The 24,416-nt window shown below is 58.3% G+C and carries 14 protein-coding genes; 2 read left to right on the forward strand and 12 right to left on the reverse strand.

Annotated features, from left to right (window positions below; genetic code table 11):
* Positions 1-197: 197 nt before the first annotated feature.
* Together ACR0I7_RS01385 and ACR0I7_RS01390 are read right to left on the reverse strand one after the other, a co-directional pair.
* Entirely contained in the window at positions 198-3,341 is a 3,144-nt protein-coding gene (locus ACR0I7_RS01385) for an AAA family ATPase (RefSeq protein WP_480507685.1), read from the reverse strand.
* Between the two features lie 446 nt (positions 3,342-3,787).
* Positions 3,788-5,767, reverse strand: coding sequence for a bifunctional 2',3'-cyclic-nucleotide 2'-phosphodiesterase/3'-nucleotidase (locus tag ACR0I7_RS01390; RefSeq protein ID WP_480507687.1), 1,980 nt, complete (start codon positions 5,765-5,767; stop codon positions 3,788-3,790).
* Positions 5,768-6,012: 245 nt separating this feature from the next.
* On the opposite strand from ACR0I7_RS01390, the gene ACR0I7_RS01395 reads away from it, so the two are divergent.
* Both ACR0I7_RS01395 and ACR0I7_RS01400 read left to right on the forward strand, forming a co-directional pair.
* Positions 6,013-7,251, forward strand: a complete 1,239-nt coding sequence (locus tag ACR0I7_RS01395; RefSeq protein ID WP_480507689.1) for an AGE family epimerase/isomerase — start codon at positions 6,013-6,015, stop codon at positions 7,249-7,251.
* A gap of 490 nt (positions 7,252-7,741) precedes the next feature.
* Complete coding sequence (locus tag ACR0I7_RS01400) at positions 7,742-10,324, forward strand: molybdopterin-dependent oxidoreductase (protein ID WP_480507691.1); 2,583 nt, start codon at positions 7,742-7,744, stop codon at positions 10,322-10,324.
* Between the two features lie 51 nt (positions 10,325-10,375).
* On the opposite strand, the gene ACR0I7_RS01405 is transcribed toward ACR0I7_RS01400, so the two are convergent.
* The 10 genes from ACR0I7_RS01405 to ACR0I7_RS01450 all read right to left on the reverse strand — a co-directional run bounded on the left by ACR0I7_RS01405 (position 10,376) and on the right by ACR0I7_RS01450 (position 24,415).
* On the reverse strand, positions 10,376-13,027 hold the full coding sequence (locus ACR0I7_RS01405) for a molybdopterin-dependent oxidoreductase (RefSeq protein WP_480507693.1): 2,652 nt from the start codon (positions 13,025-13,027) through the stop codon (positions 10,376-10,378).
* A complete protein-coding gene (gene nirD / locus ACR0I7_RS01410; RefSeq protein WP_480507695.1) occupies positions 13,027-13,359 on the reverse strand; it encodes a nitrite reductase small subunit NirD in 333 nt (110 codons plus the stop codon). Before nirD ends, ACR0I7_RS01405 begins: the two co-directional genes overlap by 1 nt.
* Positions 13,356-15,791, reverse strand: a complete 2,436-nt coding sequence (nirB, locus tag ACR0I7_RS01415; protein WP_480507697.1) for a nitrite reductase large subunit NirB — start codon at positions 15,789-15,791, stop codon at positions 13,356-13,358. Before nirB ends, nirD begins: the two co-directional genes overlap by 4 nt.
* Before the next feature lie 4 nt (positions 15,792-15,795).
* The gene (locus ACR0I7_RS01420; RefSeq protein WP_480507699.1) at positions 15,796-17,475 is read right to left on the reverse strand and encodes an ABC transporter ATP-binding protein; all 1,680 of its coding nucleotides are present in this window, start codon (positions 17,473-17,475) and stop codon (positions 15,796-15,798) included.
* 5 nt (positions 17,476-17,480) lie between these two features.
* Positions 17,481-18,563 carry an ABC transporter permease gene (locus ACR0I7_RS01425; RefSeq protein WP_480507701.1) on the reverse strand — a complete coding sequence of 361 codons (1,083 nt, stop codon included), beginning with the start codon at positions 18,561-18,563 and terminating at the stop codon, positions 17,481-17,483.
* Positions 18,564-18,637: 74 nt separating this feature from the next.
* Positions 18,638-20,002 (reverse strand): CmpA/NrtA family ABC transporter substrate-binding protein, encoded by a 1,365-nt coding sequence (locus tag ACR0I7_RS01430; RefSeq protein ID WP_480507703.1) that lies wholly within the window; start codon positions 20,000-20,002, stop codon positions 18,638-18,640.
* 258 nt (positions 20,003-20,260) lie between these two features.
* Complete coding sequence (locus tag ACR0I7_RS01435) at positions 20,261-21,430, reverse strand: ABC transporter substrate-binding protein (RefSeq protein WP_480507705.1); 1,170 nt, start codon at positions 21,428-21,430, stop codon at positions 20,261-20,263.
* On the reverse strand, positions 21,427-22,011 hold the full coding sequence (locus tag ACR0I7_RS01440) for an ANTAR domain-containing response regulator (protein WP_480507707.1): 585 nt from the start codon (positions 22,009-22,011) through the stop codon (positions 21,427-21,429). Before ACR0I7_RS01440 ends, ACR0I7_RS01435 begins: the two co-directional genes overlap by 4 nt.
* 167 nt (positions 22,012-22,178) lie before the next feature.
* A complete protein-coding gene (locus ACR0I7_RS01445) occupies positions 22,179-23,150 on the reverse strand; it encodes a sulfotransferase domain-containing protein (protein ID WP_480507709.1) in 972 nt (323 codons plus the stop codon).
* A 44-nt stretch (positions 23,151-23,194) separates the two neighbouring features.
* The gene (locus ACR0I7_RS01450; protein WP_480507711.1) at positions 23,195-24,415 is read right to left on the reverse strand and encodes a CoF synthetase; all 1,221 of its coding nucleotides are present in this window, start codon (positions 24,413-24,415) and stop codon (positions 23,195-23,197) included.
* Position 24,416: the final 1 nt, after the last annotated feature.

Below are 24,416 nucleotides of genomic sequence, written 5' to 3' on the forward strand. Positions count from 1 at the left end.
AAATATGCACCAATGTAGCACAAGCAACAGATAATTATGAGACTTTTTCAAAACGCCCTGTTGAACAATGCGGCGCGCGCATTGCGGTGCCGTTTTTCACTCCGCACGCTGTGCAGAAATATCGTTTCGTGTACGTCTGTTCTTACTGAGGACGTTGCGGTGTTTATGGATCACCGCACTCGTTTTCGCCGCTGGGATCAGCCAGTCTCTTCTATCTGCGCGTTGCGCAGCGCTGCTTCGACGTGGTCTGTAAACGGCAACTGGTATCGGACGCTCCAGGATTGCTCGTTCGATCTGACATCCGCAATGATCTCCAGACCTTCGGATATCTCGCCTGCCTTCAAATGTGCGTCTGCCAGCAGTGTCTGGGCATAAAGTATGATCTGGGTCGATCCTGTCTCGAGATAGTTTTCAATACCGGCCCGGATTTCGGCAATCCCATCAGCATGATGGCCATTTGACGATTGCGCCCATCCTCTCAAAATGCTGCCCCATGCGTCCCAATAGCGGAATTTCCGTTCCTGACTGATTTCAATGGCGCTATCGACCAGGTCCATAAGGGCCTCGGTGTCGCCCAGTATCTGGTAGGCGGTTGCCAATATGCTGAGACCATAGCAGCGGGTGAAATCATGAGGCTCGTCCCTTATCTGGGCCGCCAATTGGGCAACCTCAGAGCGGAAATCATGGTTATTGCCATTCTGGAGTGCCCGCGCCCAGCACCGCATCGCGCGATCAACCAGATAAATGTCCGCTTCGTGATAGTTGAACAGATCGTCGGATGAGGCCAGCTCCCGCAAGTTAATAGCGCGATCAAATGCCGCCAGTGCTTCGTCCAGTCGACCCAGCATGAAGGTGCTCATCCCGATATTATGGGCTGCAAGCGCCTGCATCGTCGGGTTGTCGGCCCGCTCGGCTGTCTCTTCTAGATAGTCACACAGGGCTAGCGCGCCCAAAGGGTCGCCCAGTGTGAGTTGTGCGCCGAACTGTACATGGCCCGCCAGAAACGCATCCGAGGGGTTGTCGGCGGAGCGGTCAAGCAGATGGCGGAACTGGTCCAGGTTCTCCAGAACCTCTTTCGAGCCGAAGGCGCGCGTGCTGAGCGCCACATTCAACATCTTGCGCAGGGCGATCTCTTCTTGATCGCGTTCGGCGCCGGGACCGAGTTTGGCGTTCTCGGAGAGGGCTTCGTTGAGATGGTGGATGGTTTCTTCGTTTGCGAAACGGTCGCCCGAGACGACCGCGGCTTGGCGCCAGGCGTCTCGGGCCTGTTTCGGCAGGTCTGCACGGGCGTAGTGCTGTGCCAGCAACTCGGGGTTTTGCGCAACCAGATCCCTGAACGAGGTCGCCATCACATCGGCAATCTGGCTGTGCACGGCGCGCGCGCGGCTGGGCAACATCAGATCATACGCGGCTTCCTGTATCAGAGCGTGACGAAAGGAGTAGGTCCCCTCGGATCCGACGCCGAGCCGCACCATGATCTGCGCGTCCACCAGTTCATCCAGCATGTTTTGGGTGGCTTCGGTTGACTGATTGGTGACAGCGCTAACCATTGCGGGCAGGATGTTGCGGCCGATCGCGGCGCAGATCGGAACAACCTCGCGGGCCGAAGTCAGCTTGTCGATCATCGCCCAGAACAGCTCTTTGAGTGTCGACGGCAAGGTGAGCTTGCTCTGCGGCGATATCGAACCATCGGGGTCGGCGAACCGGTTTTCGACCATCCGGGCCATTTCTTCGGCAAACAGCGGCACGCCATCGGTTCTGGTTGCGATCCGATCTTTCATTTCCTGCGTGACTTGGTTGGACTGCAGCAGCCGGTCCAGCATCTGATGGACATGGTCTCGGTTCAGCCGCGCAATCTGCAGTGAAACCACGCTTTTGTCATCCACCCATGGCGGGCGATAAGTCGGTCGGAATGTGCATATGATCAAAACGGACTTTGATCTGAGCTGGTCGATCAGTAGTTTGATGATTTCTTCTGTCGACGGATCGACCCAGTGTAAATCCTCGAACAGCAAAAGTACCGGGTGCTGTTTGGCCAAAGTAGCCATCGCCTGTACCAGCGCATCGTGAAACTGCGCCTTCAGCCGGTCCGAAGGCAGCTTGGGTAGACCATCTTCGACAGCCATAGGCAAGGACATGGCATTCGCAAAGAGAGGCAGGGTTTGTTCTGTAACCTCCGACCATTGCGAAAAGAGCCGTTTCAGCTTTTTCAGCTTCTGCTCGACGCTGTCTGATCTGCGGAAATCGGCCATATGGCTGATGCAGCTGATGACTGGGAAATGCGCGCTGCGTTCGTGGTTGGGCGAACACTGGAAGCTGAGGCGCAGGCAGGGATGCGCGTCGAAACTGTTTGTTGCGGCCTCGATAAGGCGCGACTTTCCGATGCCGGCCTCGCCGGACAGCATGACAGCCTGCCCAGAGCCGCGCCTTGCCGCTTGCCAGTGTTTCTTGATTGTCTCTATCTCCTTGACCCGGTTGACGAAGGGCGATCCGGTTTTTCGCGGGCGCGCCTGAAAGCGCAACATGGGGACTTCGGACCCTAGAACCGTCCATATACCAACGGGCTTTTCAAATCCCTTGAGGTCCTGTTTGCCTTGCCATGCGCAGTCGAAATTGCTGCCGATAAGCAATTTTGTGTGTTCGCTGATGGCGACGGTTCCGGGCTCTGCCCTTTCCTGCACCCGCGCGGCCATGTTGGGAACTTCGCCAAAAACCAGCCCGCCCAACGTTGAATGCCCGTCGACCACCGCTTCTCCGGATGAAACTCCAACCCGGACTCCGACGGTCTGGTCATCTCCGTGCCGGATCTTTTTGATCGACTCGCAAATCTCCAGCCCCGCAGCGACGGCGCGTTCTGCGTCGTTTTCTTCGACGGTCGGATACCCGAAATAGGCGACAACGCCATCTCCGATGAATTGGGCGATGTGGCCCTGATGCCGTCGGATGATCTCGAAACACAGCGCCTGATAGTCGTGCAGGACCGCGCGGTATTCCTCCAGACCAAGTTGGTTCGACAGTTGTGTAGACCCGACCAGATCGATAAAAATCAGGGTCAGATAGCGGCGTTCAGGAACGTGATCCGATGCGCCTGATTGTATCGAGCGCAGAATGTCGGGCCGTGCCGAGCGTTCCAGGCCACCGCCGGAATTCGCATATTGATGCGCGTGAAGATCCTCAATCGCAATCATCATACGTTTGCGATCACCAAGGTTCAGGCCAAGCTCGATCAGGTCATTTTCAGTAAGCGTGGCAATAACATCCAGATCGATCGAATTCGCCGAGAATGCATCATGGTACTTCTCAAGCGAGATGCTTTCCAGCCACGTCCTGATGCCTGCCATCCTGTTCCCCCGGTCGAAATCAACTCAAAAATAAAACTCGCTATTCAAGTGGCATTACAGAGGCGGCTTCTTCATCTGTCCGCTTCAGGCGCGCGACAATCCGGAAATCGGTTTACTGATGCAGTTCACGCAGCGCGCAGAAAAACTAAAAAATAAATAGGGCTCACCTCAGTGCCTTATGACAAACCTATCCCAAGACGGAAATCGCGTCTACCGGATCGAAAGAATACGGCGGTTTGTTTCCATCTGCGGAACTGCGGTAATCGGCACTTCTTGGTTCCAAGTGCGCTCTGGCCTTTTCGCAACTGTCTGAACGGCTATCAAAGCACATACGCCCTGAGCGGCGGCGGATGCAGCGCATCCTACATATTGCCCGTGCTCTGCTTGAACCGAGCCCGACACACTTCTGGGAAGGTGCCGGGCTCTGATGCGGTGCGGGTTGTTTGTTACAGTTTGATCCGGAAGGCGGCGAACCCATCGGTGCCTTCGCCGGCGTCTTCGATCACGACACCTTTGACATCCTCGACATAGTCGCGCGCTTTGGGTCCTGTTTCGAACAACACCGTCGTGTCGGCCAGTGGTGCAAAGGACCAGTTGGCGTCTGCCTTGGGGTCGATTGTGCCTTGCTCGACGATGTATCGTACGATCACATCCCGGTTGGTGTCGGGGGCTTCAAAAACTACCGTGTCACCCAAAGCACCCGGGAATGTGCCGCCGCCAGAGGCGCGGTAGTTGTTGGTGGCGATAATGAACTCCATGTCATCAGTCACGGGTGCGCCGTTGAATTCAAGGTCTACGATCCGGGCTGCATCCGGATCGGCCTCTTCGCCCTTCGGGCCAAAGCGTGAGGGCTGGGACAGATCGATCTGATAGGTCACGCCGTCCATGACGTCGAAATTGTAAGACGGGAATTCCGGGTTCAGGAGGATCGCGTCTTTCGAACCGGCCTTTATCTGGTTGAACATGCCCGCTGACCGTTCCAGCCAGCCGCGCAGCTGGCCACCGTTCACACGCACCGCGCGTACCGTGTTCGGATAGAGATACAGATCGGCGACGTTCTTGATTGCAACATCCCCAACCGGAACATCGGTATAGTATTCCGGCCCGCCGCGACCGCCAGCTTTGAAAGGTGCCGCCGCAGACAGGATCGGCAGACCTTCGTGTTCGGTGCCTTTCAACATCTCTTCAATATACCATTTCTGCGCGATCGAGACGATCTGAACCGACGGGTCATCGGCCACCAGCGCGAAATAGCTGTGCAGCGGTGCCGAGGTTTTCCCGACCGCGCGCCGGACATAGGCCAGCGTCTCGTCGTGATCTGTTGCAACTGACGCCAGAACCTTTGGATCATCTTCCACCAATGCGGTGATCGAACGGTCGTCGTTGCGCTGCGAAATCGGGCGCGCCTCTGACGTGGTGGTCACCACCCGCCATTCATTGCCGTCACGTTCAAGCAGCAGATCGAGCACGCCCAGATGCGAGCCCCAAAACCCACCCATGACTGCGGGTTTGCCCATCAACGTGCCTTTTTCCACGTCCACGCCCGCACGATCGGCGAAGGTCGGAGATGGGAAAACCAAGTGATTGTGACCGGTTACCAGCGCATCAATTCCATCGACGCCCGCCAGCACAACCGAGGCGTTCTCCATCCCGTCCACATGATCCGCTTCACCAATGCCGGAATGCGATAGGGCGATGATCAGGTCACACCCCTGTTCTTTCATCTCGGGGACATAAGCCTGCGCGGTTTCGACAATGTCGCGGGCCTGAACGTTACCGTCCAGATGCTTGCGGTCCCAGTTCATGATCTGCGGCGGCGTAAATCCAATTACGCCAACCTTGATCGGGTGCTTGGTACCATCCCCCATTTCAATCTCACGTTCGAGGATCGCGTATGGCTTGACCAGGGTTTTGTCGTCGCGCGGGTTCGCACCCTGTGTTTTTGCAACGTTCGCCAGCACAACCGGGAACTCGGCTCCGGCCAGAGCCTTGTCCAGAAAATCCAGACCGTAGTTGAATTCGTGATTGCCCAACGTTGCCGCATCATAACCAACCGTATTGAAGGCTGTGATGATCGGATGGCTGTCGCCCTCTTTCATGCCGCGCTCATACGCGATGTAGTCGCCCATGGGGTTGCCCTGCAGAAAGTCACCATTGTCGACCAGCAGCGAGTTGGTCGCCTCGGCGCGGATCTCGTTGATGATCGACGCGGTGCGCGACAACCCAACTGTGTCACGGGGTTTGTCCGCGTAGTAGTCATAGGGGAAGACATGGACATGGATATCTGTGGTTTCCATGATCCGCAGGTGAGCTTGATTATTGGCCGCAGCCGCTGAAAATGGGTGCAGCATGATGGTGGCTGCTGTGGCTGAGGATGTCGCCAAAAACTGACGGCGCGAGAGTTTAAAGGGGGCGGAAAAGGACATTGGGCACCTTTAGGGTTATAGTTAGATGCGCCGTCTAGTGTCCAACCATAACAATGATATGACACGGGCCGAGCGCGCATCGAGATCGTCTTTTGTCGACGAATTCGCAAATCCAGTCTGCCCCAGTTCGGTCAGTTCAGTAAAGCCATCTGTCGGTGCAATGGCGGACTTCCTCTTCTTGTGCATCTGTGATGTGAATGCGGCCAGAGGTTTCTATGTTCGAACGCTTGCCAAGAGAGACGCAGATGACCAACATCAATGCACATCCAACCGCTCAGATCGGGCCTGAAAGGATTGAGGAGCCTTGGCTGCTGTCCCCGGCGCATAGCGCTTGGTTGCGATCCGATGCCGAGCGTCAGTTTGCTTTCTTTAGAAAGAGTCTGCGCCCCGAGGGCGGGTTTTGTCAGCTGGACGCTGAGGGAAATCCCCGTACCGCCGCGCAAGAGCTTTTTGTGACGACGCGCATGGTGCATTCTTATGCGCTGGGCACTCTGTTCGGGTTTGAAGGCTGCACGCGGATGATCGATCACGGCATGCGATTCATTTGTGATCACCATCTGGATCGCACTCATGGCGGCTATGTCTGGTCGTTGAGTGACAATGAAATCCAAGACGACCGGAAATCGACCTATGGGCATGTTTTTGTCCTGCTGGCTGCAGCAACGGCAAAACAGGCCGGACATCCGGAGGCCGACGCGTTGCTGAAAGATGCAACCGAGGTGCTGTTGGATCGATTTTGGGATGAGGCGCATGGCGCTTTTGCGGATGAGGCCAGCCGAGATTGGATACATCTGTCACCCTATCGGGGCTTCAATGCAAACATGCATGCGGTCGAGGCGTTGCTGGCCGCGTTTGAGGCGACGCAGGATACGCAATACCTTGGGATGGCCGAGCGTATTCTGCGGTTCTTCATCCACGGCATCGCGCCAAAATATCATTATCGCGTGCCAGAGCATTTCACCGAAAACTGGCAGGTCGATGAGGCGTTTCAGGGCGACCCGATGTTCAAACCCTCTGGCACCACCCCCGGCCACTCGTTCGAGATTGCGCGTCTGGTGCTGCACCACTGGGATCTGTCCGGTCGGCAAGATCCCGATGCTGTATTGCACGCGCGAAAGCTTGTTGATCGCGCCCTGAGCGATGCCTGGGATCATGAGCGTGGAGGGTTGTTTTATACGCTGCGTTTTGATGGAACGCCGGATATACGCAACCGGTATTGGTGGCCTGTGACCGAGGCGATTGGCGTGTTGGCCGCGTTGCTCAAGCTAGAACACAACCAAGCTGATGAGATTTGGTATCGTCGCCTCTGGACGTTTGCTGACAAATACTTCATCGACCACGAGTTTGGGGGCTGGCACCCAGAGATCGACAAAACCGGCAGGCATTCCTCGGTTCAGTTCAAAGGTAAGCCGGACATTTATCATTCCGTTCAGGCGTCGCTGTTTCCACTTTCCGAACGGATATCGGGCATGACGTCCCGATAGTAGGCAGACAACCTTTCAGCCAGATGGCGGGTGGAATGGACTACCATTGGCATGAAGGCAGATTCCATACCTTCGGCTTCTGCCTGCTGCGTCTGCTCGGGTGTGATCGAACCCAACCGACCCAGAGTGATGCCGATCGCCTGGGCAAATATGTTGAGAAATTTGGCCCGAGCCGGGACAGGGCTGCCGCGGATCAGATTTTCGCCCCGGAGGCTGCAAATAATTAGCGGTAATCTGACCCACATCAAGTCGGGTGTGGGCTATCTCTGAAATACTGCGCTCACGGTGCCGCAGGAGTGCGACGCCGGATCACGGACTCCAAGCAGCGTCAGCAGCACGTTCATTGCCGACAGGCTTTGATCTGATGCCGTATTTGCGTCTCGGATCCTCGGAATTAGCAACTCTGGATGATAGCAGGTCAAAACAGATGTCTCCAAACCTTTCCCGCCGAAGCTTTCTCAAAACCTCTGCGTCTACAATCGTAGCAGGCATGCTGCCTTTGTCGGCAGTCGCCTCAGCTGGTCGTGACGTGACCTTTGTGCCTCATGCCGGACAGGCTGGCGCGTTCTGGGGCATGATTCAGGATGGAAAACTGATCAAGGCGATCCCACGCACGGAGTTTGACCCGCGACCCACCAAGATGATCAGCAAGGGGATTGTCAGCCGTACCTATCACGATACGCGCGTGAAGTACCCGCATGTGCGGCGGTCCTATCTGGAAGGCTACGAGGCAAACGACGTCAAGCCCGAGCTGCGCGCGCGAGATGAGTTCGTTCGCGTAGATTGGGACACCGCGCTCGGGCTGGTTGCGCGGGCGATCCTCGACACGATTGACGAACATGGCAACAATGGCATTTTCTCGACCTCTTATGGCGGCTGGTCCCATGGTGGTGTGCTGACACCAAATGTCCTGCAGGGCCGGTTCTTTAACCTTATCGGCGGTGCAGCCGTTACCGTGGGCGACTATTCCGGCGGCGCCGGTCAGATCATCATGCCGCACGTTTTGGGCGATATGGAGGTCTACTCGCGTCAGACCTCTTGGTGGCAAATGCTGCAGCATTGCGAAAACTTCGTGATGATCGGTACCGATATGCACAAAAACGGCCGGGCAGAGGGCCGCACCACCGACCACTCGATGTTCCCGCGTTGGGAACAGATCAAAGAGGCGGGTGTCAACTTCATCTCGATCAACCCGCAGTTCACGACCACCGATGAATGGCTGGGATCCGAATGGATCAAGATCATTCCCAACACCGACACCGCGTTGTTCCTGGCGATGAGCCAGCACGTCTATGAAACCGGTCAGCATGATCAGGCTTTCCTCGATACGCATACGGTCGGGGCGGACAAGTTCATCAGCTACATCATGGGCGAAGATGATGGCGTTGCGAAGACGCCGGACTGGGCGGCCAAGATCACCGGCATCAGCGCCGAAGACATCCGCGCGTTGGCGGACCGCTGCGCCACCACCCGGACCCAGTTTGCCGGGTCCTGGGCGATCCAGCGGGCGCAGCATGGTGAGATGCCGTATTGGGCGATCACGGCCTTTGCGGCGATGACTGGGCAGATCGGTTTGCCGGGCGGCGGCGTCGGCTTTAGCTGGCACTGGGGGCAGGGGGGTGCGCTGTTTGCACAGGCCCGTGCGCCGGGTGGTCTGCCGCAGGGACGCAACCGGGTTCTGGGCATCTGTCCGGCCTCGCGCCTGAATGAGATGCTGCTTAATCCGGGCAAAGAGTTCACGCGCAATGGCGGCACCTTCAAGTACCCCGATGTGCATATGATCTATAACTCGGGCAACAACTTTGCCTCGCACCAGCAGGACACTAACGAGCTGTTGCACGCGATGGAGAAGGTGAAGACTGTCGTATGTCAAGACCCGTGGTGGACGGCTGCGGCGCGGTTCTCGGACATCGTGCTGCCTGCGACTTCGCATGTCGAGCGGGATGAGATCAGCTCGGGCGGGACCTATTCTAAGGACAAGGTCTATGCGATGCGCAAGATGATCGAACCGGTGGGCGAGTCGCTTGACGATTTCGAGATTTTCCGCCGGCTGGCCGACATGTTCGGTGTCGAAGGGCAGTTCACCAACAACATGGAGCGGATGGATATCATCCAGGAATCCTACGAGAAATCGACCGCTTCGGAATACATGGACTTTGACGAGTTCTGGGAGACCGGCGTTGCACGTGTCCCCCAGCCGCAGGAAGAATTCGAATGGGTCCGGCATGGTGCCTTCCGCGAAGATCCCGAGGACAACCCGCTGGCAACCCCGTCGGGCAAGGTCGAGATTTACAGCGAAGCCATCGCCAAGATGAACATCCCTGACTGCCCGCCCATGCCCATGTGGCTGGAACCGGACGAGTACCTCGGCACAGGTGAGCCCGACGATATCCACATCGTCAGCCCGCACCCGTATAACCGGATTCACTCGCAATTCGCACAATCCGATCTGCGGCATGAGCTGAACGTTCAGGACCGCGAATTCCTGCTGATCAACACGCAGGATGCGGCGGATCGTGGGATCGAGGATGGTGATCTGGTCGAGCTCTACAATGACCGCGGCGCCGCGATTGCCGGTGCGCGGGTGTCCGACAACATCATGCCGGGTGTGGCCTCGCTGTATGAGGGCGCGTGGTTGTCCTTTGACAGCAAGGGGCGGTGTAACTCGGGGGCGATCAACATCCTCACCTCAAGCCGCCGGGCCAGCGGGCTGAGTCAGGCGACCACGGCCAATACCTGTCTGGCCAAGCTGCGTAAGGCGACGGATGTTGATGGGCCGAACCGTGCGTATGAGCCACCGCAAATTGCGGAGGAGGTTGTCACGCTTGATACGTCGACGTTCAACCTCGAGCGGGCCTATGACCTGATGGAGACGTTTACGGCCAATATGGAGCCGGGTGAAAAGCTGTTCTACGAATACTGCACCCTGTGCCATGTGCCGCAGGACCCGGCCTCGCACACCAAGAAGCAATGGCGTGGCATCACCGAAAGCATGTTCGTCAATGCGGGTGTGACCGACGAAGAAGCGGCTCAGATTCTCGAGTTCCTAGACAAATACGCCAAGCCCGAGTGAGGCAGAATGCCTATGCACCCCGGCCGATTTCGGTCGGGGTGTCTTTCCGATTCAATCCGGCTCGTGCGTTTCCAACGCCCGGTCTGCAGGCACGGTATGCTTCTTGATAAGCTCGGCGAGTTCGGGTCTGCACGAGCCGCAATTTGTGCCAGCTTGAAGCATTTTCCCAATTTCATCGACGTTGATCTTTTGTTTCGTCTGTATCGTGCGAACGATGGTTTTCAGGCCAACACCGAAACAGGAACAGACCGTCGGACCTGTATCTTCTGCATCCACCGGCGCGCGGCCGGACAAGAGCTGATGCGGCGGGATATCTGGCAGTGTCGCCACGTAATCCCGCATCAGTGCGACGGGTGTTGGTGACACGAACAGAACAGCCCTGAGGGTGTCGTTCACAGACAACGCAATGCGAAACGACCCGCGTTTGGGGTCAGACAGGGACACCGCCGTTGCATCTGGCAAACCGAACCACGCGCGTGCGCTCGCGCCCCAATCGTCTACAGTTTTGCACCCGGCGAGTTCTGTTCTGTACCCCGCAGCAGTCTTGGCCGTCGCCCAGTAGTCGACCGGCGGAGAGATCGCTGTGGCCGAGACCGCAAACCCGTACCAGGCCGCGTTCAACCGGCGGATCGTCACCGCAGTGGCCTTGCTTTCCGGTTGTCCCGAAACCGGATCAGTGACGCTGGCAACAAGCGCGTCCACACGTGCTGACGGGGCGGTTTCTCCGGTCCAGTGAATCGGAGCAAAGACCTGCCCCAGTGCAACGGCATCTGTAACGCGCAGCCGGAAAATACAGCGCCCAACGGCGCTTTCTACCTCGACAAGGTCTGCCGGGGTCAGGGCAAGACCTGCGGCGTCATTGGGGTGCATCTCCAAAAACGGCTCGGCAAGATGGGCTGACAGACGGGGCGACAGGCCGGACCGGGTCATGGTGTGCCACTGATCGCGAATACGACCCGTGTTCAGCATATAGGGGTATCGTGGTGTTGTGACGGCTGCGGGTGGGCGGTGGGCAACCGGTATAAACCGCGCTTTTTGGTCCGGGTGAAAGAACTGTCCGTTCTCAAAGAACCGCGCGCGGCGATCCTTACTCGTAACCGGCCAGCGGGTTGGGTCCAGATCGGCATAGTGATCCTCACCAAGATCGCTGAGCCCCGAAATGTCGAAATCCTTGCCAAACGATGCCGCAACGCCCGACAGGGCGGCATATTCGCGAAAAATCTCAGCCGGAGATTTATAACTGAATGCGGCCTGCCAACCCATGCGGCGACCAACCTCGGCCAGAATATCCCAATCCGCACGCGCCTGCCCCGGAGGCGTCAAAACTGCCCGCTGGCGACTGATCGTACGGTCCGAGTTGGTGACAGTGCCGTCTTTTTCCGCCCATCCTGCGGCAGGCAGGACAACATCGGCCAGCCGAGCTGTGTCTGTCCGATGGGTCAGGTCGCTGACCACCGTGAAGGGGCAGGATGAGATGGCTTTTCGCACCCTATCCGCATCCGGCATCGTGACCGCCGGGTTGGTGTGAATCACCCACAGCGCTTTGATCTGACCCTGCTCAACGGCCTGAAACAGATCGACGGCTTTCAGGCCCTGATGCGTGGGCATTGTGGGTGAGGCCCAGAACTGTTGCACCACATCGCGGTGATCGGCGTTTTCGATGTCCAGATGGCAGGCCAGCATATTGGCCAGCCCGCCCACTTCGCGCCCACCCATCGCGTTTGGCTGACCAGTGACCGAGAACGGTCCCATACCGGCGCGCCCAATGCGGCCCGTGGCCAGATGGCAATTGAGGATTGCGTTGACCTTGTCCGTCCCGCTTGAGGATTGGTTGACCCCTTGGCTGAAGATTGTGACCACGCGTTCGGTCTTGATCCAGAGATCGCAGAACGCCGCGATCTGTTCCTCGCTCAGGCCAGTGACTGCGGTCCCATCTTGCCGTGCGGTTTCCAGCGCCTGCTCCAGCCCCACGGTATATTCCAGGAACTCTGGTGAGACATGTCCGTTGTCGTGAATTCTGGTGAGCAGCCTGTTGAACAGGGCCACATCGCTGCCGGGCTGCAAGGGCAGATGCAAATCCGCCTGATCGCAACTGGCCGTGCGACGCGGGTCGATAACCACAATCCGGGTGCCGCGCGCCTGACGCGCCGCCATCACCCGTTGATAAAGAACCGGGTGACACCACGCCAGGTTTGAGCCCACCAGCACAATCAAATCGGCCTGATCCAGATCCTCATACGTGCCCGGAACGGTATCCGTGCCAAAAGCCCGCTTATGCCCGGCCACGGTCGAGGCCATGCAAAGCCGGGAATTGGTGTCGATATTGGCCGCCCCGATGAAGCCTTTCATCAGCTTGTTGGCGACATAGTAGTCTTCGGTCAGCAACTGGCCCGAGACATAAAAGGCCACGCTGTCCGGCCCATGCGCCTCGATGGTCGAGGAAAAGCGATCCGCCACCAGTTGCAGCGCCGCGTCCCAGCTGGCCTCTTTCCCAAAGGCGCGCGGCGTCAGCAGGCGGTTTTCCAAGCCCACGGTTTCCCCCAGCGCCATGCCTTTGGAACACAACCGCCCGTGGTTCGCCGGGTGGTCCGGGTCGCCGCGCACGGCCAGCCCTCCGGCCCCGTCGGGGCGCAACAGAACGCCGCAACCCACACCGCAATAGGCGCAGGTTGATCGAACCTCGGGCAGGCCGGTTCCGTCCATCAGGCCGCGCTCCGCCGGGCCATTTCGCTGTCGTCCAGCAGAATGCGTCCGTCTTCAAGCCGCACCGGATAGGTGGTGATCCGCCCGTCATCTGCGCCCTGCGCCTCACCTGTGTTCAGATCAAAAACCCAATTGTGCAGCGGGCAGGTCACGGACTGCCCATGTACTATGCCCTCGGACAGGGGGCCGCCTTTGTGCGGGCAGCTGTTGGTGGCGGCAAAGACCTCGTCCTCGGCCGTGCGGAAGATCGCGATGCAGCCGACATGCGTTTTCACCAGCCGCGCCCCGCGCAGAGGCACCTCGTCGATATGTCCGATGTCGATCCAGCTCATTCCGCGGCCTCCAGTGTGAAATCTGCAATAGGCGCGTAGGTCTGCGCTTTTTCCTGCACATGCTCGGCCCAGGGGTCCTTGCGATAGATGCTTTGCGACAGCTCGAACCGTTCGACCAGCGCGGCGCGGTTCTCAAGGTCATCGACGACCTGCGCCTTGACCCAGTCCATGCCGACCTTGCCCAGCCATTTGTAAAGGCGATCCAGATACTTGCCACCTTCGCGATAGGCTTGCGTGACAGCCATCACAACCTCGATGGCGTCCTGCTCGGTTGGCACCTGACACAGCAGTTCCGTCTCTTTTACATCCATGCCCGCAGCCCCGCCGATGCTGATCTGATAGCCCGAGTCCACACAGATGACACCGATATCCTTGCAGGTCGCCTCGGCACAGTTGCGCGGGCAGCCAGACACAGCCAGCTTCAGCTTGTGCGGCGTCCAAGACCCCCACAGAATTTTTTCAAGCTTGATGCCAAGCCCTGTGCTGTCTTGTGTGCCAAACCGGCAATGATCGGTGCCGACGCAGGTTTTGACCGTGCGCAGACCCTTGGAATAGGCGTGGCCCGAGACCAGCCCGGCCTTGTTCAGATCGGACCACATTGAAGGCAAATCTTCGCCTTTGACGCCCAGCAGATCGATCCGCTGACCGCCAGTAACCTTGACGGTTGGCACATCGTATTTATCCGCCGCATCTGCAATGGCGCGTAATTCATCCGGCGTGGTGATCCCGCCCCACATACGTGGTACAACGCTGAACGTGCCGTCTTTCTGAATGTTGGCGTGTTTGCGTTCGTTCACAAACCGGCTCTGCGGGTCGTCCTGATACTCCAGCGGCCAATCGGCCAGCAGGTAGTAGTTGATCGCAGGGCGGCAGACATGGCAGCCATTGGGTGTTTTCCACCCGAGTTCCTGCCAGACAGCGGCTTGGCTTTTCAGTTCCTGCCCTTTGATCAAACGGCGCACATCCTCATGCGTCAGATCGGTGCAGCCACAGATCGGTTGCGCCGTTGGCATCTGGAAGTCGTCGCCCAGCGTGACCTGCAACACCTGCTCGACCAGCCCGGTACATGTCCCGCAGGACGCGCTGGCCTTGGTGCTGGCACGCACCGCGCCCAGATCGCTGGCACCTGCGTTGATCGCCGCGACGATATCACCTTTGCATACGCCGTTGCAGCCGCAAATCTCCGCCTCAGGCGGCAATGCTGCAACGGCTGAAAGAGGGTCCGCAGTGTCGCCCCCCTGATAAGCTGGGCCAAAGATCAACGTCTCACGCATCTCTTCAATTCTGGTGCCGTCTTTGATCAAGCCAAAGAACCAACTGCCATCTGCTGTATCGCCATACATGACGGCGCCAACCAGACGATCCTCTTCGATCACAAGACGTTTGTAGACCCCGCGCGAGGGGTCGCGGAACACAATGTCTTCGCGCCCAGCTCCTTCAGCGAAGTCGCCTGCACTGAACAGATCACAGCCCGTGACTTTCAGCTTGGTCGATAAGGTTTTCTGAACAAACGCGGCGTCTTCCTCCATCAGTGCCTGCGCTGCGACTTTCGCCTGATCGTAGAGCGGTGCGACAAGGCCAAAGACCTCACCGTCATGCTCAACGCATTCGCCCACCGCATAGACATCCGGGTCTGATGACAGCATCTGATCGTCCACATGGATACCGCGCCCGGTGGCCAGACCGGCCTCTTGCGCCAGCGCCGTGTTCGGGCGGATACCCACCGCCATAACCAGTAGATCACAAGGCAATTCAGTCCCGTCCTCTAGAAGCAGCGCCCGGACTTTGCCATCTTGGCCGAGGATTTCTTTAGAGTTCGCCTGCAGGCAAATCTTGATGCCTTTGTCTTCAAGCGATTTCTTCAGCAGATAGCCTGCGGCTTCATCCAGTTGGCGTTCCATCAGGTGGCCCATGATGTGAACGACGGTCACGTCGACCCCATGCGCGGCCATGCCCGCAGCGGCTTCAAGCCCCAAAAGGCCGCCGCCGATGACGACAACCTTGTTGTTAGGACCCATGCCTATCATCCGCTGGGTGTCTTCCAGATCGCGATAAGCGATCACGCCGTCCAAATCATGACCGGGCAGAGGGATGATGAACGGATTTGACCCTGTCGCAATGATCAGCTTGTCGTAGGGCACATGTCCGTTGACTCCCTCGACCACCTTCATCTCACGGTCGATCTTAGCCACCTTTTCGCCAAAACGACACGCGATACCACGTTCGGCATACCAGGCGTCGTCATGGGTGACGATCTCTTCATATGTCGTCTCGCCCGACAGAACCGGGCTGAGCATGATGCGGTTGTAGTTCCCGCGCGGCTCGGCGTTGAACAGGGTGATGTCGAACGCGTCCGGGGCCGCGTCGGTCAGGGTTTCCAACACCCGGCCCGAGGCCATCCCTGCGCCAATGACGACAAGTCGTTGTTTCATGATTTCACTCCGCTGCAATCGCCTTGGGGGCGGGTGTTTTGGGCTTGGCGCCGTGTTCGTATTCCTCGAGGAAATCGAGGACCTCCTGCCGGTACGTGTAGTAGTCCGGATGTTCCAATAGGGCTTTGCGGGTGCGTGGGCGTGGCAGGTCGACCTTGGTGATCTTGCCGATGGTCGCTTGCGGGCCGTTGGTCATCATCACTACGCGGTCGGCCAGAAGGATCGCCTCATCCACGTCATGGGTCACACAGATTGCGGTGACCTTGGTGCGGGACCAGACCTCCATCAGGACTTCCTGCAACTCCCATCGAGTGAGGCTGTCGAGCATTCCAAACGGTTCATCCAGCAGCAAAAGTTTCGGCGACAAGGCGAAGGCGCGGGCAATACCGACGCGTTGTTTCATGCCGTTCGAGAGATCCGAGGCAGATTTGTCCATCGCGTCAGCCAGACCAACGCGTTCCAGATAGTATTCAACCACATCCTGCCGCTCGGCCATGCTGGCCTTGGGATAGACCTTGTCGACCCCAATCGCGACATTCTCTTTGGCGCTGAGCCAAGGGAAAAGGTTGGGCGACTGGAACACCACGGCGCGCTCGGGGTCGGCCCCTTCGACGTGACGGCCATCCAGCTTGATCGCGCCTTTCGAGATGTCGTTCAGACCCGCAGCCATAGTCAGAACCGTGGATTTGCCGCAGCCCGAATGCCCGATCAGAGAGATGAATTCACCCTTGTCGATTTTTAGGTCGAAATCCTCAACCACGGTCAGCGGACCTTTGGGCGTTGGATAGACCTTGTGCAGCTGGGAGAAGTCGAGGAAGCGGCTCTCGATCATCCCCTTTTGCGCCTCGGCCACCGCCGTTGGAACCCCGTGGATTGGGGTGACATCGGGCAAGATGCGCGACCCTTCGACCTTGGCCTCGATCCCCACATCCATCAGGTATTTGGTGACGTCAGCGCGGAGGCGTTTGAAGGTCTCATCGTTGTTCATCGCCCCTCGATCCCGTGGACGTGGGATCGACACGCGGAACTCCTGACCCAGAGTCCCATCGGGGTTCAACGCAATGATACGGTCGGCCAGAATGATCGCCTCGTCGACATCATTGGTGATCAGCACGCAGGTCTTTTTGTCGGCCTCCCAGATGTGTTCGATCTCATCTGCCAGATTGGCTCGGGTGAGCGCGTCAAGCGCTGACAAAGGCTCATCCAGCAGCAGAACTTCGGGGTTCATCGACAAAGCCCGCGCCACGTTGACCCGCTGGCGCATCCCGCCCGACAGCTCCGCCGGACGGCGCGTCGCGGCGTGGCTGAGGCCCACCATCTTGACGTAATGCGCCACTTTATCGGCTTTCTCTAGCTTGCTGAGGCCCGGGAAAACCGTATCAACGGCCAGACCCACATTGCCGCTGACTGTCAACCACGGCATCAGCGAGTAGTTCTGGAAGATCACGCCACGCTCGGGGCCGGGGCCTTTGATCGGGGCACCCTTGAATGTGACCTCGCCGCCGGTTGGGGTATCCAGCCCCGCCAACAGATTGATCAGGGTGGTTTTCCCGGTGCCGGAAAAGCCGAGGATGACCAGAAACTCACCCTCTTGCACATCCAGATTGATGTCTTTCAACACATCGGTCCGTGCGGTGCCCTCGCCAAAGGATTTCGAGGCGTTTTTGAAGCTTAAGATGCTCATCGCGCTCACCGGTTATTGGTAAAGGTAAAAAGGGATTGCAGCGCGTACATCACCCGGTCCAGCAAGAAGCCGATGATGCCGATGGTAAAGACCGCAACCATGATCTTTGCCAAGGAGCTGGAGGAGCCGTTTTGGAACTCATCCCAGACGAATTTGCCCAAACCGGGGTTCTGCGCCAGCATTTCGGCGGCGATCAGAACCATCCAACCAACCCCAAGCGACAGGCGCAAACCGGTGAAGATCAACGGCAGGGCCGAAGGCAATACCAGTTTGGTGATCTTGGTATAGGTGTTCATTTTCAGAACTTTGGAGACGTTCACAAGATCCTTGTCGATGGATGCAACACCCAGCGAGGTGTTGATAAGTGTGGGCCAGAGCGAACACAGGGTCACGGTGATGGCCGAGATCAAAAAAGACTTGGCGAACCAGCCGTCATTGGTGACGTAGACAGCCGAAACGATCATGGTGACGATCGGCAGCCATGCCAGCGGTGAGACGGGTTTGAAAATCTGGATCAGCGGATTCAGCGCGGCATTTGCCGTCGGCGACAGACCCGCTGCGATCCCCAGAGGAACAGCGATGGCCGTTGCGATCAGAAAGCCAAAAAACACCGTTTTGATCGAGGTCCAGATTTGCTGATAGTAAGAAGGGGCGCCGGTAAAGGCGACGTCTTTCACCTTTTCGGGTTGGCCTGCGTCGATGAATTTCTGGTTGCGCTGTGCGACCATCGCTTCGAATTTGGCGCGCTTGGCGGCCTTGGCCTGCGCATCTGCGTTCAGACTGACCATTTCCTCCCAGACTTGAGCGGGTCCGGGCACCGCACCAAGCGAGGTCTGAACCTTGGGTGCTAGTGTCGCCCAGAGCAGCAGAAAGGCGCAGATCGACAGCAGCGGCACAACCAGCAAACGCCAGATCTCAGTCATCTGGGCGCGGGGGTTGTCGCCGGCGGCAGCTTTCAGAACAGGTGTGGCCCAGCTGAGGCCCAGAACCTGAAACCATTTATCGGCGGCGTTGATACGGGTGAAAAGGCGGGCGCGACGCTCTTGCCGTGCGGTGTCTGCGTTGAATTCGGGATCGACCGTTGTCATCAGATCTTGTCCTTGCGCTGGCGGGGCACTTTTAGGGGCCACGCCCGACTGTCGCCGGGCGCAGCGTTTCGGGATTAGCCTTGGACGTCTGTGCCGACGATCTTCTGATCGCCCTTCAGACCGATGGACAGGCTTTCGAGATAGGCGTTGGGGGTGCGGCCATCATAGGCGATGCCGTCTATGATATCTTCGGGCGGGGTCGGAGCTTTATAGCCATCGCTGTCCCAGGGGAAGTCCGCTTCATTCGCTAGGCCTTCGTCGACCAGCATGCGCGCGGCTTCAAGATAGATGTCGGGCTTATAGACCGACTTGGCGACCTCATCATACCAGCTGTCTGGTTTTGATTCTGGGATCTGGCCCCAGCGGCGCATCTGGGTCAGGTACCAGACGGCGTCGGAATAAAACGGATAGGTCGCGTGATAGCGGAAGAACACGTTGAAATCGGGAACGTCGCGCTTGTCGCCTTTTTCGTATTCAAACGTGCCGGTCATCGAGTTTGCGATGACTTCATAATCGGCCCCCACATATTCCGCACGGCTGAGAATCTCGACCGCTTCAGGCCGGTTGGCATTGTCATTTTCGTCCAGCCATTGTGCGGCGCGGATCAGAGCTTTGGTCACAGCCAAAGTGGTGTTGGGATATTGCTCGGCAAACTCGGCATTGATGCCAAAGACCTTTTCGGGGTTGTTCTTCCACAGTTCATAATCGGTGATGACCGGAACGCCGATGCCTTTGAACACGGCCTGCTGGTTCCATGGCTCACCCACGCAATAGCCATAAATCGTACCGGCCTCGAGCGTCGCAGGCATCTGCGGTGGAGGGGTCACCGATAGGAACACATCCGCGCCAATCTGGCCGGTCACGTTTTCCGGGCTGTAATAACCGGGGTGCAGACCACCGGCCGCTAGCCAGTAGCGCAGTTCGTAATTGTGGGTCGAAACTGGGAAGACCATGCCCATGTTAAAGGGCTTGCCTTCAGAGTTGTATTTCTCAACCACCGGCGCCAGCGCCTCGGCACTGATTGGGTGCTGCGGGCGGCCATCGTCCATCACCGGGATGTTTGGCTTCATTTCTTCCCAAACTTCGTTGGAGACCGTGATGCCGTTGCCGTTCAGGTCCATTGAAAACGGGGTGACAATGTGCGCTTCGGTGCCATACCCGATGGTTGCGGCCAGAGGCTGTCCGGCCAACATATGCGCGCCGTCCAGCTGACCGTCGATCACGCCATCCAGCAGCACCTTCCAGTTGGCCTGCGCCTCAAGCGTCACGAACAGACCTTCGTCCAGAAAATACCCCTGCTCATAGGCCACCGCCAGCGGGGCCATGTCCGTCAGTTTGATAAAGCCAAAGGTCAGCTCGTCCTTTTCCAGCTCAAGCTCGGCAAGGGCCGGAGAGACAAGCGCGGTGCTTGCCGCGAGGCTCAAAAGTAGTTTTTTCATTTCGGTCTCCTTTGGTTCGGGCAAACAAAAAAGCCGCCGACACAGACCGCCGGGAGGAGATGGCGGTTGGTCGAGCGGCTTTGCTCTAGTTCATGTGCCCAAAGCTTTGGGCGAATTCCTGCGGTGGGCGTCGTTGCCTGCCGTTGGGACTATTAAGTCAGTCGCTGCTTTGGCAGTCACCAGGTTTTCGTTTGAAGGCGGTGAATATTCTGCATCGCAGCATCGATTTGCGCTGCAGTGCAAAAAAATTGTGCAGAACTACCCGGACGGCTCGAAAATGCGCCGATCAAAGAACATGTTCGGCGGCAGAATCAGGCTGCCACGGGCCGAGGCAACCGCGGTGGATTCGGGGATAGCCCCTTCAAGCTTTTCCGAGGCTCCGGGCAATTCAACCCCCGAGCCCTGCAATTCACGCCGGTACAGATCGCTGCGGAACACCTTTGCCGCCTGACGTTCTGCAATCTCTGGATCAATGCCGTTTCGGCGGGCCAACTGGTGCGCGATCCACTTGGCCTGACTGCGCCAAGGAAAGGTCGCCGCGCCGTCAAAGAACTCGACAAACCCTTCAGCCTGCCGCTGTTCCCCACGCGCCGAGATTGAGAAACTGCCCATTAGCGCGCGGTCGATCAGCTCTGGCGATACGTTGAGATAGGTCTTTTTCGACAGCATCTCGGACGCCGTTGTCCTGCGTTCCGCCTGCGATAGCCATCGCCCGGACCGCCACACCGCGCGCAGCAGGCTGCCCAACAGGTGTGGCTCTGTCTCGGCCCAGTCGCTGCGGACGGCCAACACCTTTTCAGGCGCGCAGGTCCAGATTGCGCGACCGGGCAGCAGCAGGGTGCCCACCTGATCATCTACCGCAAATGACCCCCAGGGTTCACCAACGCAGAACGCATCAATCTCACCCGCGGCCAAAGCCTGCGCCATGAGCGGTGGGGGAACCGTGCGTATTTCAACCTGCTTGGTCGACAGGTCAGTGCCTGCAACCCAATAGCGGAGTAATTCGACATGCATCGAAAACGGAAATGGCACCCCAAAGGTCAGGACATCACCGGCAGCCTGCGCCAGTGCCGCACCGGCTTTTTGGGCGTCGGCAAAATCGAAGCCAAAGCCCTGATCTGCCAATCGCTTACCCAGTTGCGCGCCAACGCCAATAACGGTGCCGTTCAGCGACAGAACTGAAATGGCGGACAATGGCGTTGCGTTGCCGCCCAGCCCCAGGGCAATGGCAATTGGAATCGGCGATAGCAGATGTGCCGCGTCGACATGACCAAAGGCCAGCATGTCCCGCAGTGATGACCAGGACGGGGCAGGGCGCAGGTCCAGCGAGATACCCTCGGCATGGTCAAACCCCATCTCGCGCGCAACGATCAGGGGGGCCGCATCGACAAGCGGCACATAGGCAACGGGCAGGGTCACGGTCCTCATGACAGCAACCCCGATGCGGTGACCAGCGCCTCGGCCACCTCGGCCACGCGGCGGTTCTGGTTCATGGCGGTTTTGCGCAGCAGGGCATAGGCCTCATCTTCCTGCAGCCCCTTGGCCTTCATCAGCAGGCCCTTGGCCCGGTCAATCACCTTACGCTCTTCCAGGGCGCGCCGGGTTTCGACAAGTTCCGTGCGCATCTGGCGCAAAACCTGAAACCGGGCGATGGCCGTGTCGATAACCGGCTTGATGCGTTCGGCCTGCAGGCCATCCACCACATAAGCAGAGACGCCCGCCTCAACAGCTGCGCGGGCCAGACCGCCCGCCGCGCCTGACACAAACATGGCGACCGGACGCTCCAACGGGCCCGAGGCGATGGTCAGCTCTTCCAGCATATCACGTGACGGGTTGTCGATATCGATCAGCACGATGTCGGGGCTGTGCGTGGCAATCTTGCGCGCCAGGCCCGAGACCTCATCAATGACAAAGACATCGACATTGCCCGAGTCCTTCAGCGCGTCAACGATTGCAATCGCGCGCTCGCGATTTTGTTCGACAACAACAATGGTCAGGTTGGAGGTCATGGGTAATGCGCTGGAGAAAGATGCCGGCAACTACAATTCCAGCATGCAGCGCACCAGGCCACGCTCGATTGAGCTGCTTATTATTTGGGCAGTGTGTCAGATTTTGCAAAAAGGCTGTGCAGTTGGTTTTTTGCTGGCTGCGCGGCATTTCGAGCCTCTTGTACAGGCTATGCAACCCGATTTGAGATCTGTCGGCCCGCTGCCGTAAGTTCATCGAGTTTTTGTTGGTCGTGCATCGGCAACGACATATAGCGCGGTTGAGATACGCGGGGGATGCCCGCGCCGGTCCTGAGCCATGCCTCATGTTCCGGCAATTCGAGAAACTGCGCCAGGCGGGACAGCTGGGGCCGTGGTGTTTTGGTGATTTCCTCATAGCGCATCACTATCCGGCGGTTCTGGGGCAAAGCCTGAAACTGCCCGATCCCGCTGTGGATCATGGCGGACCAGCAGGCTGCCGCGTCCTCGATCGAAGGACGCGTTTGCAGGATGCGCTTCATCGGCAAAATCGACCCCGACAAACGCTCGGCCATCGCAATCCAGCGGGTGCTGCCAATATGTGCGCCGGGTTTGAAAACGTCGATGCCCATCCGTTTCGCAGTTTTCCAGAACCAGATCAGAAAATGAGCAGGCAGGTAGTTTTGCATGGACAAGGCAACATCGCGGCCATCCCGCAGGATCAGTACGAACTTTGCCTCAGGAAACCTTTCAGCCAGCGCTGCTGTTGCAATTAGTGTACCACCAGAACGCTCGACCCAATGCTGCTGCCCAGTTTGAGCGGCAAGGGTTTCGATGAGCGCGCGACAATGATCAGCGCGCGTTTGTTTGCCAAAGCGGGGGACAACCTGCGCCAGATGATCAAAGATTGCATCCGGGTTTTGGAACAGATGAGGAAGTGTCACGGCGAGTATCGGGGGGCAATCGAAAGGATCGAAACGCCCGCCCGGCACCGTGTGGTATAAAAACTCATTCGGCGCGCTGTGTGGATTTGCCAGTTGCCGCATGACCGGCGTTGGCTTCGCAAGCTGTCGCCAGAAGGTGTCCCCGTCGATGCGCCCGGGCAGAAGCGCGCGCGACCCCTGCATTGTCATCAGCTCAGACAGGCTGAGCACATCCGGATGCTGACGCAGAATCGTAGACATCATCGTCGACCCGCTCCGCGATGTGTTGACGAGAAAAGCGCCTTTCATGGTGGGGTTCCATGCCATTGGTTCTCGACCCGCCGCAGCTTGCGATTGGTTTCGGGTTGCAACCGTTCGGTTCTACCTGACACGCTGACATCCGGGCATCGGGCGCGCATCAAAGCTTCTAATGCGCGGCGAGATCGCTCTAACTGCTCCGGGTGGCTTGTTTCGGGAAGAACCAGGTCCACTCTATCTTCGGCAACTCTGCGGATTCTGAAATCGGTGATCTGCCTGTCTGTGTTCAGCACCGTATTGCGTAATACATCCGGCGTGAAATAGATCGGCTGACCCTGCCGGTCAAAGATGAATACATCGTCCATGCGGCCCACGATCTCGTCCACAACCCGCAGCGGCGAACCGCAGGGGCACGGCCTGTCAGAGAGGCGCAGCAGATCGTTCATCCGATAGCGGGCCATGATCTGAAACTGCCGCTGAAAACAGGAAATGATCGGATTCACCAACCCGTTCTCGGCGGGTTCGAATTCGAAGAACACAGCATCTTCAGCCAGATGTAGCGCTCCATGGGCGCAGCTGACCCCGAAAAGCCCCTCGGTCGCCATATAGATTTGTCCCAGCGGGATACCAAAGCCTGCTTCGATTGCATCGCGGTCCACTGGATCCAGCGTTTCCGCGCCCGAATAGAGAATTCGAGGGCGTAGCTTTAACGGGACCTCTGCCAACGCACGTAAAATGCGTGGCGGTCCGACCAGACATGTCGGATCAAATTCCTGCAGCCGATGCGACCAAGCCTCAAGCCCTTCGGTCAGATCAAAGAACGCAAGTTGCAGCCGTCTGGCTTTACCTGCCGTGTCATAGAGCGCCGAGGACTGCGGCAGGATCACCGCAACGCGTTCAGATTGCAGCGGAAACCGCGGCAACGTTTTGGCGAGGATCACCCCCAGCCAGCGCAGACGTTCTTTCGGCGTCACCATATAGAGAGCGCGATTGCCGCTGGTGCCGGTGCTGGCCCCCACGCTGACACCGTCCAGAACGCCACCGCCATCAAAGCATCGCCATCCCTTGGCAGCGGGCACATCCCATCGATTGAACGCGCCGAAATCGGCCATCATGACGGATTTGTCTATTATTGGCAGGTCCTCAAGCTGCGCTGCGCCGGATGCATAGTATCGCACGCGCGGAACATCTCGGTGCAGCCAGCGCTGGACCATCCTTTCTTGCCAGGCCTCGAAATGCTGCCGCGAGATGCCGTTTCTTGTGCGCATA

The sequence above is a fragment of the Ruegeria sp. AM1 genome, from assembly GCF_056540745.1.